General features: G+C 63.7%; 14 protein-coding genes and 1 pseudogene. 11 read left to right on the plus strand and 4 right to left on the minus strand.

All coding sequences use genetic code 11. The features are described 5' to 3' along the window. Positions 1–58: 58 nt before the first annotated feature. Both HNP49_RS05605 and HNP49_RS05610 read right to left on the minus strand, forming a co-directional pair. The gene (locus HNP49_RS05605; protein ID WP_184681383.1) at positions 59–847 is read right to left on the minus strand and encodes a CPBP family intramembrane glutamic endopeptidase; all 789 of its coding nucleotides are present in this window, start codon (positions 845–847) and stop codon (positions 59–61) included. Between the two features lie 67 nt (positions 848–914). After that, positions 915–1,637 (minus strand): TetR family transcriptional regulator, encoded by a 723-nt coding sequence (locus tag HNP49_RS05610; protein WP_184681385.1) that lies wholly within the window; start codon positions 1,635–1,637, stop codon positions 915–917. A gap of 109 nt (positions 1,638–1,746) precedes the next feature. Here HNP49_RS05610 and HNP49_RS05615 point away from each other — a divergent pair, with 109 nt between their 5' ends. After that, complete coding sequence (locus HNP49_RS05615) at positions 1,747–3,312, plus strand: NAD(P)/FAD-dependent oxidoreductase (protein ID WP_184681387.1); 1,566 nt, start codon at positions 1,747–1,749, stop codon at positions 3,310–3,312. Continuing rightward, positions 3,309–4,190, plus strand: coding sequence for an SDR family oxidoreductase (locus HNP49_RS05620; protein ID WP_184681389.1), 882 nt, complete (start codon positions 3,309–3,311; stop codon positions 4,188–4,190). The genes HNP49_RS05615 and HNP49_RS05620 overlap by 4 nt, the downstream gene beginning before the upstream one ends. 52 nt (positions 4,191–4,242) lie before the next feature. Here the strand turns inward: HNP49_RS05620 and HNP49_RS05625 are convergent, their stop codons facing one another. Both HNP49_RS05625 and HNP49_RS05630 read right to left on the minus strand, forming a co-directional pair. Further along, the gene (locus tag HNP49_RS05625; RefSeq protein ID WP_184681391.1) at positions 4,243–5,055 is read right to left on the minus strand and encodes a sigma 54-interacting transcriptional regulator; all 813 of its coding nucleotides are present in this window, start codon (positions 5,053–5,055) and stop codon (positions 4,243–4,245) included. Between the two features lie 9 nt (positions 5,056–5,064). Then, a complete protein-coding gene (locus tag HNP49_RS05630; RefSeq protein ID WP_184681393.1) occupies positions 5,065–5,646 on the minus strand; it encodes an alpha/beta hydrolase in 582 nt (193 codons plus the stop codon). 238 nt (positions 5,647–5,884) lie between these two features. Between HNP49_RS05630 and HNP49_RS05635 the strand changes: the two genes are divergently transcribed. The 9 genes and pseudogenes from HNP49_RS05635 to HNP49_RS18805 all read left to right on the plus strand — a co-directional run. After that, a complete protein-coding gene (locus HNP49_RS05635) occupies positions 5,885–6,061 on the plus strand; it encodes a DUF2292 domain-containing protein (RefSeq protein WP_184681395.1) in 177 nt (58 codons plus the stop codon). 225 nt (positions 6,062–6,286) lie between these two features. Beyond that, a complete protein-coding gene (locus HNP49_RS05640) occupies positions 6,287–7,285 on the plus strand; it encodes a sulfate ABC transporter substrate-binding protein (protein WP_184681398.1) in 999 nt (332 codons plus the stop codon). 153 nt (positions 7,286–7,438) lie between these two features. Further along, positions 7,439–8,257, plus strand: coding sequence for a sulfate ABC transporter permease subunit CysT (gene cysT / locus HNP49_RS05645; RefSeq protein WP_184681400.1), 819 nt, complete (start codon positions 7,439–7,441; stop codon positions 8,255–8,257). A 10-nt stretch (positions 8,258–8,267) separates the two neighbouring features. Continuing rightward, positions 8,268–9,134: a sulfate ABC transporter permease subunit CysW gene (gene cysW, locus HNP49_RS05650; RefSeq protein WP_184681402.1), complete on the plus strand. Its 867-nt coding sequence runs from the start codon at positions 8,268–8,270 to the stop codon at positions 9,132–9,134. Between the two features lie 3 nt (positions 9,135–9,137). Further along, positions 9,138–10,127 carry a sulfate/molybdate ABC transporter ATP-binding protein gene (locus HNP49_RS05655; protein WP_184681403.1) on the plus strand — a complete coding sequence of 330 codons (990 nt, stop codon included), beginning with the start codon at positions 9,138–9,140 and terminating at the stop codon, positions 10,125–10,127. Positions 10,128–10,261: 134 nt separating this feature from the next. Continuing rightward, positions 10,262–10,687 (plus strand): group II truncated hemoglobin, encoded by a 426-nt coding sequence (locus HNP49_RS05660; protein ID WP_184681405.1) that lies wholly within the window; start codon positions 10,262–10,264, stop codon positions 10,685–10,687. 37 nt (positions 10,688–10,724) lie between these two features. Then, entirely contained in the window at positions 10,725–11,306 is a 582-nt protein-coding gene (locus HNP49_RS05665) for an MliC family protein (protein ID WP_184681406.1), read from the plus strand. A gap of 23 nt (positions 11,307–11,329) precedes the next feature. After that, entirely contained in the window at positions 11,330–13,072 is a 1,743-nt protein-coding gene (locus tag HNP49_RS05670; RefSeq protein ID WP_184681408.1) for a ShlB/FhaC/HecB family hemolysin secretion/activation protein, read from the plus strand. Positions 13,073–13,083: 11 nt separating this feature from the next. Continuing rightward, positions 13,084–13,606, plus strand: a pseudogene (locus HNP49_RS18805) (hypothetical protein); the annotation flags it as partial.

The raw sequence follows: 13,606 nt of genomic DNA on the forward strand, positions 1-13,606 counted from the left end.
CTCACTGGCGTTCCATCACGCAGTAACCGCCCCCCCGGACTGCATGGGCGACGACCGCTTACCCTGTCTTGGCCAAGGTGGCCGCCAGCATGCCCATGCCGAACAGCAGCCAGTCGTTGATGACATGCGCGCCAGTCGATACCCAGAGATTCTTGGTCATGATCCACGGCAGGGTCAGTACCAGACGAGCACTGCCGATCACAACCAGGCACTGCAGCAGATTCCAGCCATAGGCTGGCAAGTGGGCCAGACCAAACAGCACGGCCGACAGCAGCCACGCTACTACCATGGCTGATCGGCGCCCCATGCCCAAGCCGCGCGTACAGAGAGCCAGTAGCGCCAGAAAGGGCAGGATGGTCATGACTTCCTCGCCCAGCAACTGCAACGCCGTTCGGGCAAAGAACAACACCCGCGCCGGTGCCTCCAGATCGGTCAAACCGGCAATCCCCTGGTTGCTCTCGACCCCGACCATGGACTTGAGCAGCAGACCGGCCGTCATACTCACCACAAGGTTGAGCAGAGCAAAGCCGCACATCAGCCGGAACTCACGCCAGCCTACTGGGCCAAACAGTTTGCGCCAGTGCTGCGGGCACATCTGCGCCAGTGCGCCAAGAGGGATCGCAGACAACAGCAAGGCCGGGATGAACGCACCCAATGCACCGCCTGGCCAACTGACAGGCAGTATCAGGGCGGCAAAGCCGCCGGACACCGCCAGTATCAGCAGGCACCACTGCCAAACAGCAAGCCCGGCCGGTTGCCCCGCATAGAAGGGGAAATCGGTACCCTGATCCTCCAGCCAGACAAAACGTTGTTCGCGATCAGCCTGTTCCTGATACGGCACGGTCATGGCAACTCCCTGCAGCGGCTAAACGATCAATTGGGGGATGAGATTTTGACGGGCACATTACGGGCTATCACACCGCCGGCAGATTGAGCTGCCCCAGGCTCTTCAGCACGGCGGCGCCGGCGAACTGCAGCATGATCTGCTCCTCGGCCAGCAGCCTGATGGCTTGGCGCCGCTCAGACTGGCCGAGGTAATCCAGCGACTGCTGGAACAGCGTCTGACTGACCAGCTGCGTGACCTGACGCACTTCATGTTCGGCCAGGATGCTCGGCAGCAGCTTGAAGTCCTGAATGTCCTCGACCATGTCCTGGGCAAACTCGGCCATCACCGCCGACAGCGCCTCGCGCATCACCGGCGACGCCCCGTGCAGCTCGCGCACCCCGATCAGAAACGCCGCCGGATGCTGATCAACGAAGTCGAAGAACAGCTGCACCGTCTCGTGGGTCACCCGCCGGCCACGGCCCAGGTCGATGCCGAACAGTTTCGGCAGGCGTAGTTTCTGCCGCTGATCGGCGCGCGCCGCGGCCTCCCGACGCAGGGCCCGCAGGGGCTCGCGCAGCTGGGTAGAAATGTCACGAATAACCGCCAGGCCCAGATCATCGACGTCACGAAAGTGCCGGTAGAAGGTATTGGGATTGAGCCCCGCCTCCCGCGCCAGTTCGCGCAAGCCCAGGCTGCTTAGGCTGCGACTGGTGGAGGTCAGGCGCAATGCCGCCTCCATCAGCAGACGCTTGCCGGGCGCCTCGCTGGTTTTTTCGACAGCCAGTGGCTGTGCCGTGACCTCTACATCCATATCCCTACCTTAGGTTGGCTTGTGGCAATGGGGCTTGCTGGCAAGTATACACACGTCTACCGTGTAGACACTTGTATACACCAGCCATAACGATAACAGGAGACTGGTTATGAACGCGCCCGCTTCACCTCAGCTTGCTGCCCGCCATTGTAAGATCGCCATCCTCGGCAGTGGTTTTTCCGGCCTCGGCATGGCCATCCGCCTGAAACAGAAAGGCGAGCAGGACTTCCTGATCTTTGAAAAGGAAGCCGGCGTTGGCGGCACCTGGCGCGTCAACCATTACCCGGGCTGCGCCTGCGACGTGCAATCGCACCTGTACTCCTTCTCCTTCGCGCCCAACCCGAACTGGACGCGCATGTTCGCCCCGCAGCCGGAGATCAAGCGCTACCTGGAAGGCTGCTGGGAAAACTTCCGCCTGCAGGACAAGACCCTGCTCAATACCACCGTCACCCAGCTGCAGTGGGATGAACGCGCCGAGCTGTGGCGCATCCAGGACGCAGCCGGCAACCACTACAGTGCGCAGTTCGTCGTCTCCGGCATGGGCGCCCTGTCCATCCCCTCGATTCCCAAGCTCAAGGGCCTGGAGAAGTTCAAGGGCAAGGTCTTCCACTCCCAGCAGTGGGACCACGACTATGACCTCAAGGGCAAGCGCGTGGCGGTGATCGGCACCGGCGCCTCGGCCATCCAGTTCGTCCCCGAGCTGCAGAAGGACGTGGCCCGCCTCGACCTGTACCAGCGCACCGCGCCGTGGATCATGCCCAAGCCGGACCGCCTGATCAAAGAATCCGAGCGCGAGCGCTTCAAGCGCTTCCCGCTGCTGCAAAAACTCTGGCGCGGTGGCATCTACACCGTACTGGAAAGCCGCGTGCTGGGCTTTGCCTGGGCACCCAAAGTGATGAAGCTGGCCTCGCTGGTAGCCAAGTGGCATATCGGCCGCTCGATCAAGGACCCGGTCCTGCGCGCCAAGGTCACCCCGGACTACATCATGGGCTGCAAGCGCGTGCTGATCTCCAACAACTACTACCCGGCACTGGCCCAGGCCAACGTCGACGTGATCACCGACGGTGTCAGCGAAATCCGCGCCGGCAGCATCCTGGCCAGCGACGGCAGCGAGCGTGAAGTCGACGCCATTATCTTCGGCACCGGCTTCACCCCGACCGATCCGATTCCGCGCGGAGCCATCCACGGCCGCAACGGCCTCGATCTGGTCGACAGCTGGCCGCACGGCCCGGAAGCCTACAAAGGCACCATGACCGCCGGCTTCCCCAACCTGTTCTTCCTGATGGGCCCGAACACCGGCCTCGGCCACAACTCGATGGTGTACATGATCGAATCGCAGATCCAGTACATCCTCGGCGCCCTCGACCTGCTCAATGAACGCAACCTCGACTCGCTGGAGCCCAAGCGCGAAGCGCAGGACGCCTTCAACGGCAAGCTGCACAGCAGCCTGGGCCACAGCGTGTGGAATGCCGGCGGCTGCAACAGCTGGTACCTGCATCCGGTCAGTGGGCGCAACACCAGCCTGTGGCCAAGCTTCACCTGGCGCTTCCGCATGCTGACCAAGCATTTCGACCCGGCTGCCTATCATTTCAATCGCGTTGACAATCCCTTGCTGGCACCGGTGCAGGCCGCTCAAACCAAACCAGTCGAAACGGCCGAGGAGGCTCTGGCATGAATTCCTTTATCAACAAAGTGGCGGCCATTACCGGTGCCGGCTCCGGCATCGGCCGCGCCCTGGCGCTGAACCTGGCGGGTCAGGGCTGCAATCTGGCGATCTCCGACGTGAATGCCGCCGGCCTCAAAGAAACCGCCGAGGCGGCCCGCCAACAGGGTGTGAAGGTGCTGAAGACGGTGGTCAACGTCGCCGACCGCGCCGCCGTGCACGCCTGGGCCGACGAAGTGGTGCGCGAGTTCGGCAAGGTCAACCTGATCTTCAACAACGCCGGAGTGGCTCACGCCGGCACCGTCGAAGGCAGCGACTATGCCGAGTACGAGTGGATCATGAACATCAACTTCTGGGGCGTGATGCACGGCACCAAGGCCTTCCTGCCGTACCTGAAAGCCACTGGCGACGGTCATATCATCAACATCTCCAGCATCTTCGGCCTGTTCGCCCAGCCGGGCATGAGCGCCTACAACGCCACCAAGTTCGCCGTGCGCGGCTTCACCGAAGCGCTGCGCCAGGAACTGGACATGGACGCCTGCGGCGTGTCGGCCAGCTGCGTGCACCCGGGCGGGATCAAGACCAACATCGCCAAGACCGCGCGGATGAACGACAGCCTGAGCAAAGTCACCGGCCAGGACGCTGACACCGCCCGCAGCCAGTTCCACGACCAGTTGCTGCGCACCACCCCGGAGAAGGCCGCCGAGGTCATCCTCAACGGCGTGCGGCGCAACCAGCGGCGCATCCTTATCGGCGGCGACGCCGTGGCCACCGACCTGATGCAGCGCTCGCTGCCAGCGCTGTACCAGCGTCTGGTAGTGACCACCATGCGCCTGGCCGCGCGCTTCGCGCCCAAGCCCAAGGCGCGGGTGGAGCAGGCGGCCGAGTAAGGCTGCCACGCATGAAAAAGCCCCGCACTGCGGGGCTTTTTCATGTAGCTAATCAAACGGGCAGCTGCAGATCATTGACCTCAATGACCCCACCCTTCCCGACCAGCAAGGCGAAATGCAGCACGTTCTCCAGCTCGCGGGTATTACCCGGCCAGCGGTGAGCCAGGAGCGCATCCTGGGCCGCCTCGCTCAACTCGGGCAGCGGCAGATCGAGCCGGTCGGCATACACGCCGAGGAAGTACTCAGCCAACGGCAAAATATCGCCTGGCCGCTCACGCAATGCGGGCAGCAGCAGCTCGCCCTGCTGCAAGAGGGCAAACAACTCGGCATCGAAAGTGCCGGCACGCACCGCGAGCGACAGGTCCAGGCTGCTGGCCGCGAGCAGGCGCACCTCTACCGGCAGGCTGTGATTGCTCCCCTCGCGCTGCACCTCGCCGCGCTGCAGCACCTTGAGCAGGCGCCGTTGCAGGGTCAGTGACAGGTCGGCAATCTCATCCAGATATAGCGTGCCGCCCTGCGCCGAGCCCAGCCAGCCGGCGCGGCTGCTCGGCCCGATCAGGCGGCCACCGGCATGACCGAATAGCTCGGCGGCGCCATGGTTCTTGCTCAGGGCGCCGCAGTTGACCGCCACAAACAATCCCGAGCGCTGGCTCTGCCGATGGATATGCCGGGCCAGCAGCTCCTTGCCGGTACCGGTTTCACCACGGATCAGCAGCGGCTGCTCGCCCTCGGCCAGTGCCTCGACTTCATCGCGCAGGCGTCGCGAGCGCGGGTCGATGAACACCAGCGCGCGGGCGCGAATGCTCAGCGGGCTGCGGTCGCTCTCGGCAAAGCTGATCAGCCCGGCCGTTGGTGGAATACCCATGCGCCCTCCTCAGGCCTGTCGCCGCGCGGCGCACTCGATGCGCTCCTGCAGGCGATAAAGCCAGGCAAAACCCTGTTCCCAGGTGCGGTGGCCTGACTTCACGTTGATATGCCCGGCCTGCGGCAGGATCACCCAGCCACTGCCCCACTGCTCCGCCAGTTCGCCGGCGCGCTCGGCGCTGGCAGCCGCATCATTGCTGGAGCCAATCAACAGACTGGGAAAGGGCAGCAGTTGCCGGCTGATCGGTGCGAAGCCCTGCAGCGCCTGCGGGCAGTTGGGTCGTTCGACATCCGCAGGTGCGACCAGCAGCGCACCACGCACCCTGGCCAGAGCGCGGGCATCGGCCTGGGCCGCCCAGTGGGCGACCGTGATGCAGCCCAGGCTATGGGCAATCAGCACCACCTCGGCCGGCGCGGCCGCGATGGCACGACCGAGTTCGGCGACCCAGGCCTCGCGCTCGGGCGTCAGCCAGTCAGCCTGTTCGACGCGCGATGCTGAGGGCAGCACGCGCTGCCAGTGCGATTGCCAATGTTCCTCTGGCGAGCCCTGCCAGCCGGGAACAATCAGGTAATGAAGGGGCGTCGTGGTCATCGCGACTCTCCGCTGTGACGTGATGCAGCGCAGTCTAGGCGGCGACCTTAATAACCTAAAAAGAATAAATATCTATTTATTTATAACCATATTTACATTCCTGCGAGACAGGCATATCACACTCACATATTCCTTCAGATTCTATAAAAAGCAGAAAAAAGTATTTTTAAGTATTACAAACCACCCCCTAGTATCCGCTCCAAGCCAGCGATGACTGGCGAATACCCTGGAGAACATCATGAGCGCCCAGCCCCAAGAAGAAGCAGAAACCCCGGAGCCCCTGCGCGAAATCGCCCGCGCCCTGGATGGCCTGCGCTTCGGCGCGGTGGAGATCACCGTGCACAACAGCCAGATCGTTCAGATCGAACGTAAAGAGAAAATCCGCCTGCAAGCGGCCAGCAGCCGCCAGGCCTGACCCGGGATCACCGATCCCTCCCGCCCGACTGGACCACCAGAGGGCGTGACATGAACCGAGCCACTGACAAGAAGAGCACGACCATGCACACGCACCTCAAGACCGCTCCGCATCTGTGTCGCTGTTGCCAGCGAATGTGTCGCTAGACGCCCTCGCCAACGCATTACCGCAACACCCCAATTACAGATGAGTCGTGCCGCCAAGAGCCGCACGCAGGAGATAGCCATGTCCATTCGCACCCTCAGCCTCAGCCTGATCGCTTCCGCTCTGTTCGCCGCCCCGGCGCTGGCGCAGACCACCCTGCTCAACGTGTCCTACGACCCGACCCGTGAGCTGTATGTCGAATACAACAAGGCCTTCAACAAGCACTGGACCGCTCAGGGCAATGAAGCCGTGACCGTTCAGCAGTCCCACGGTGGCTCCGGCAAGCAGGCCCGCGCCGTGATCGATGGCCTCAAGGCCGACGTGGTGACCCTGGCCCTGGCCGGTGACATCGATGAACTGCACAAGCTGGGCAAGCTGATCCCGGAAAACTGGCAGGAGCGCCTGCCGCAGGCCAGCACGCCCTACACCTCGACCATCGTGTTCCTGGTCCGCAAGGGCAACCCGAAGAACATCAAGGACTGGGGCGACCTGACCAAGGACGGCGTTGAAGTCATCACCCCGAACCCGAAAACCTCCGGCGGTGCACGCTGGAACTTCCTCGCCGCCTGGGCCTGGGCTCAGCAGCACTACGGCAGCGAAGCCAAGGCCCAGGAATACGTGAAGGCGCTGTACCAGCACGTCCCGGTACTGGACACCGGCGCCCGCGCCTCGACCATCACCTTCGTCAACAACCAGATCGGCGACGTGCTGCTGGCCTGGGAAAACGAAGCCTTCCTGGCCCTCAAGGAACAGGGTGGTGATCAGTTCGAGATCGTGGCGCCGTCCCTGTCGATCCTCGCCGAGCCGCCGGTATCGGTGGTCGACAAGAACGTCGACAAGCACGGTACCCGCAAGGTCGCCGAAGCCTACCTGCAGTACCTGTACAGCGAGGAAGGTCAGCGCATCGCGGCGAAGAATTTCTACCGCCCGCGTAACGAGAAGGTGGCTGCCGAGTTCGCCCAGCAGTTCCCCAACCTGAAGCTGGTGACCATCGACAAGGATTTCGGCGGCTGGAAAACCGCTCAGCCGAAGTTCTTCAACGATGGCGGCGTCTTCGACCAGATCTACCAGGCCCAATGACGCTACTGCGCTCGGTCATACTGTGTTGAAAGCCGGCTCGGGCATGCTCATTTACAGCCCGTAAACTCCGCTGCCCTCGCCGGCTTTCGCCTTGTCTGACCTTCGCTCGTCACGCGTCATTCCTCCGTCGCAAAACCTGCCAAGGCCAAAACCATGTCTCGCCGTATCTCCCCCGTCATACCCGGCTTCGGGCTGACGCTGGGCTACACCCTGGTGTACCTCAGCCTGTTGGTGCTGATTCCCCTGGGTGCGCTTTTTCTCAAAACCACTGACCTGACCTGGGCGCAGTTCATCCAGGTGATCAGTGCCCCGCGCGTACTCGCCGCGCTCAAACTTTCCTTCAGTACGGCCTTCTTCGCTGCACTGATCAATGGCGTGATCGGCACCCTGCTGGCCTGGGTGCTGGTGCGCTACACCTTCCCCGGCCGCAAGATCATCGACGCCATGATCGACCTGCCGTTCGCCTTGCCCACCGCCGTGGCCGGCATCGCCCTCACCGCGCTGTATGCGCCCAAGGGCCTGATCGGCAGCCTCGCCGCCGACATCGGTCTGAAGATCGCCTACACCCCGCTGGGCATCACCCTGGCGCTGACCTTCGTCACCCTGCCCTTTGTGGTGCGCACGGTGCAGCCGGTGCTGGCGGACATCCCCCGCGAGGTCGAAGAGGCCGCCGCCTGCCTGGGCGCCAAGCCGCTGCAGGTCGCCCGCCATGTGCTGCTGCCGGCCCTGCTGCCGGCCTGGCTGACCGGCTTCGCCCTGGCCTTTGCCCGTGGCGTGGGCGAGTACGGCTCGGTGATTTTCATCGCCGGCAATATGCCGATGAAGACCGAGATCCTGCCGCTGCTGATCATGGTCAAGCTCGACCAGTACGACTACACCGGCGCCACGGCCATCGGCGTCTTGATGCTGGTGGTCTCCTTCATCCTGCTGCTGGCCATCAACCTGCTGCAGCGCCGTATCGAAACGCCATAAGGAGGCCGGCATGACATCCGCAACCCTGACCGCTAACGCCAACAGTGCGCGCCGCGGCAACCCGCTGGCCCGCCGCCTGCTGATCGCCGGCGCCTGGCTGGTGTTCGCCCTGTTCCTGCTGCTGCCGCTGCTGGTGGTGCTGAGCGAAGCCTTCAAGCAAGGCGTCGGCACCTTCTTCACCGCCATCCTCGAACCGGATGCGATTTCTGCGCTGAAGCTGACCCTGACGGCCGTGGCCATCGCCGTGCCGCTCAACCTGGTGTTCGGCGTCTCGGCCGCCTGGTGCGTGAGCAAGTACGAGTTCACCGGCAAGAGCCTGCTGGTGACCCTGATCGACCTGCCGTTCTCGGTGTCGCCGGTCATCGCCGGTCTGATCTACGTGCTGCTGTTCGGCGCCCAGGGCTATTTCGGCCAGTGGCTGAGCGACCACGATATCCAGATCGTCTTCGCCATCCCCGGCATCGTCCTGGCAACGATCTTCGTCACCGTGCCCTTCGTCGCCCGCGAGCTGATCCCGCTGATGCAGGAACAGGGCACCCAGGAAGAAGAAGCCGCGCGCCTACTGGGCGCCAATGGCTGGCAGATGTTCTGGCATGTCACCCTGCCCAACATCAAATGGGGCCTGATCTACGGCGTGGTGCTCTGTACCGCCCGAGCCATGGGTGAGTTCGGCGCGGTGTCGGTGGTCTCCGGGCATATCCGCGGCCTGACCAACACGCTGCCGCTGCATGTCGAGATTCTCTACAACGAATACAACCACGTCGCCGCCTTCAGCGTGGCCAGCCTGCTGCTGGCCCTGGCCCTGATCATCCTGCTGCTCAAGCAGTGGAGCGAAGCGCGTCTGTCCCGTCTCAAGTCGAATGCCGACGAGGAATAAGTCATGAGTATCGAAGTCCGTAACGTCAGCAAGCACTTCAATGCCTTCCGCGCACTGAACAACATCAATCTGGATATCAACAGCGGCGAGCTGGTCGCCCTGCTCGGCCCCTCCGGCTGCGGCAAGACCACCCTGCTGCGCATCATCGCCGGCCTGGAAACCCCGGATGCCGGCAACATCGTGTTCCACGGCGAAGACGTCTCCGGCCACGATGTGCGCGACCGCAACGTCGGTTTCGTGTTCCAGCACTACGCGCTGTTCCGCCACATGACGGTGTTCGACAACGTCGCCTTCGGCCTGCGCATGAAGCCCAAGAAGGAGCGCCCCAGCGAGAAGGTCATCGCCGAGAAGGTCCATGAGCTGCTCAACATGGTCCAGCTCGACTGGCTGGCCGACCGCTACCCGGAGCAACTCTCCGGCGGCCAGCGCCAGCGCATCGCCCTGGCCCGCGCCCTGGCCGTGCAGCCGAAGATCCTCCTGCTCGACGAACCCTTCGGCGCACTGGACGCCAAGGTACGCAAGGAACTGCGCCGCTGGCTGGCGCGCCTGCACGAGGAAATCCACCTGACCAGCGTGTTCGTCACCCACGACCAGGAAGAAGCCATGGAAGTGGCCGACCGCATCGTGGTGATGAACAAGGGTGTGATCGAGCAGATCGGCGCGCCGGGCGAGGTCTATGAGCAGCCGGCCAGTGATTTCGTCTACCACTTCCTCGGCGACTCCAACCGCCTGCACCTGGGCGACGACCAGCACATCCTGTTCCGCCCCCACGAGGTCTCGCTGTCGCGCAGCGAGCTGGATGATCACCGCCTGGCCGAAGTCCGCGACATCCGCCCGCTGGGGGCCATCACCCGCATCACCCTGAAGATCAAGGATCAGGACGAGCTGATCGAGGCCGAAGTGGTCAAAGACCACGACAGCCTCAGCGGCCTGGTGCGCGGCGAAAGCCTGTTCTTCAAACCGCGCCCCAGCGTGGTCAACGGCCAGCGCTGAGCACGGCGCAACACCCACAACACAAGCCCGGCACCTGCCGGGCTTTTTCATGCAGGGCCACTGCGGCGCCCTGCCCCAGTCCGCAGCCAGTACGGCGAAGGTTAAACTGCGTTTTTTGCCCGGAGCCCAGGCCCATGACCGACACCCCGACCTATGGCGTAGGCGACGCCTCCTACCAGGCCGCCGGCGGCATCGATGGCCTGCGCCGCCTGGTCGACGACTTCTACGCCCTGATGGAGCAGCGCCCCGAAGCCGCCGCCATCCGTGCCATGCACCCGCAGGACCTGGCCGCTTCACGCGACAAGCTGGCCTGCTTCCTCAGCGGCTGGCTGGGCGGCCCGCGCCTGTTCAGCGAGCGCTACGGCCCCATCGCCATCCCCGCCTTTCACGCCCAGTGGCCGATCGACGAAGTCCATAGCCAGGCCTGGCTCGACTGCATGGCCGGCGCCATCGCCCGCCAGCCATTCAAGGCGGATTTCGCCGAGTACCTGCTGACCCAGTTGCATGTACCGGCCGGCCGCATCGTGCAGGCTTCCCGTGCCCGCCGTGTGACAGACTAAGCTGCAGAGGTCAGTCAGTCCGGATACGGAGATCATCATGCGTCATGCACTTCCTCTGCTCGTCCTTATGCCACTGGGCCAGGTAATGGCCGCCGGTCCCGCCTTCGATTGCAGCAAGGTCGAAAGCGGCAGCATCGAGGCGCAGATCTGCCAAAGCGAATCGCTTTCGGCACTGGACCGCAAAATGGCCGAGGTCTACAAGGCCGCGCAGCAGAAGGCCGGCAATGAACACCCGCCGGTACTCAAGGCCGAGCAGCGGGGCTGGATCAAGGGCCGCAACGATTGCTGGAAAAGCGACGATCAGCCCACCTGCATCGCCGACAGCTACCGCCTGCGCATCGCCGAGCTGCAGGCCCGCTACCGGCTGATCGAGGCCACTGACCCGGTTTTCTTCCAGTGTGACGGCAATCCAGCCAAGGAAGTGGTCGCCAGCTTCTTCCGCACCGAGCCGCCGACCGCCATAGTCGAGTTCGGCGACAGCAGCTCGCTGATGTACCAGCAACCGGCAGCCAGCGGCGCTCGCTACCAGGGGCAGAACGAGAGTTTCTGGGAGCATCAGGGCGAGGCCACCGTGGTGTGGGGCTATGAAGCGCCCGAGATGAAGTGCAAAGCCCGCTGACACTACCCCCACAGGATATGAGCATGAATCGGACTCTTCCCCTCTCCGCGCTGGCGGTCATCATGCTGCTGGCCAATTCCGTGCAGGCCGCCACTAATGCCGGTGCCGAACTGCGACGTTTGCAGGATGAAACCCGCGAAAATCTGCGGGCCCGCCCTCAGACCGAGCCAGACCAGCAAAGCGCCTGGAGCAGTCCGTCAGAGCAGGCCGCCGGGGCAAGCGAGTCGCGCCTCTATGTGCAGGGCTATACGCTGATCGGCGTGTCCCGCTTCAGCGATGCGGAGCTGGCCGCGGTGCTCAAGCCCTACAGCGGCCGCGAGCTGGATACCGAGCAGATTCATCAGGCCGCCGGTGCCCTGATGCAGCACTACCGGGATGCTGGCTACTTCGCCGCCAAGGTCTTCATTCCGCCGCAGCAGCTGTACGACGGACTGATCACCCTGGATGTCTATGAAGGCCAACTGGAGGCCGCTGGCCTGGAGGTCGAGAACAACGGTAAGCGCATCGACAGTCAGATCGTCAGCGACATGCTGGCCGACCGCCTTTCCCCGGACAAACCACTGCAGCGTCAGGACATGGAGCGCGTCCTGCTGCTGGTCGAGGACCTGCCCGGAGTGACCGTCAACTCCACGCTCTATCCCGGCCAGGAGGTCGGCACGGCGCGGCTGCGCACCGAGGTCAGTGACGAACCGCTGCTCAGCGGCAATATCGACTTCGACAACTATGGCAGCGAGCACTCCGGGCGTGAGCGTCTGGGCACCACCCTGTACCTCAACAGCCCTAGCCAGACCGGCGATCAGTTGGTGACACGGCTTGTCACCTCCGGACGTGACAGCAACTACGCCTACCTGACCTACCTGGCTCCGGTATCGGTCAGCGGCACCCGACTGGGCGCCAGCCTCGACTACTACGACTACCAGACCGACAACATCGACAATCTGGGTGATGCCGACGGCTACGCCAGCGACCTGCGCCTTTACCTGACCCACCCCCTGATCCGCGCCAGGCACAGCAACCTCAACCTGCGCAGTGAGCTGTCACACCTGCGGCTGGTGGACGACAACGACCTGAACTTCAACGCCATCCGTCATGTAGACAGCCTGACGCTGGGCCTCGAGGGCGATGAGGATCACGACTGGCTGGCCAACGGCCTGACGCTTTATGGTCTCGCGCTGACGGCCGGACAAGTCGATCTGCGCGGCAATGACAACTTCAGCCAGTACGACCGCAGCGGTCCTGGCACAGATGGCGGCTTTGTCCGGGCCAATTTCTACCTTCAACGCCTGCAGCACCTGAGCGGCCCCTGGTCCCTCTATGCCAAGCTCGGCGGGCAATGGGCCTCGGGCAATCTGGACGCCTCGCAGAAATACTACCTGGGCGGTCCCACCTCCCTGGCCGGCTACCCACCGGGAGAGGTCGGCGGCGACAGCGCCGTGGAGCTGCATACCGAACTGCGTTATGACTTCGCTCAACCCGTGCTCAACGGCCAGCTGCAGGCCGAGGTCTTCTATCAGAAGGCCTGGCTCAAGAACCATGAGGATGCCTGGACCAACTGGCAGGGCAACAATCCGGATCTGCACAACGAAGTCACACTGGATGGCATGGGCATCGGCCTGACCCAGACCTGGCAGCAGCAGTGGCTGCTGCGCGGGCTGGTTGGCTGGCAGATGTCCGATAGCCCCGTGGAAGACCCCGTCACTCACGAAAACACCGATGGCATCGACGGCGACTACCGCGCCTGGGTGCAACTGGTTCGTTACTTCTGAGGAGTCCGGCCATGAAAGCCAATCTGACCTGCGTACTGACTCTGAGCCTGCTCGCCACAGCCACCTCACAGGCTATTGCCGGTGCCAACTGCGCCCACTCCCAGAGCTGGCAGTGCACTCATCAGCAAAGCGCGACCGGCACCACTGACCCGGGGGCGGTGATACCGGACCACCAGACGCTCAATCCAGGAACAGCCACCACCAATCAACAACTAGGGGGGCAGATTCCAGATCACCATAACGTTGTGTTGACGCCACTGTCCCAGCCTTCTATCCCGCTGCCGAACATAGCGCCGAAGCCCACGCCCCAGCCGAAGCCTTTGGGTACTGCGTATCAGGTGCCGCCGCTACCCCAGCCCTCTATCCCGCTGCCGAACATAGCGCCGAAGCCCACGCCCCAGCCGAAGCCTTTGGGTACTGCATATCAGGTGCCGCCGCTACCCCAGCCCTCTATCCCGCTGCCGAACATAGCGCCGCAGCCCACGCCCCAGCCGAAGCCTGTGGGTACTGCGTATCAGGTGCCGCCACTGCCCC

The sequence above is a fragment of the Pseudomonas fluvialis genome, from assembly GCF_014207935.1.
GTDB classification, from domain to species: Bacteria; Pseudomonadota; Gammaproteobacteria; order Pseudomonadales; family Pseudomonadaceae; genus Aquipseudomonas; species Aquipseudomonas fluvialis_A.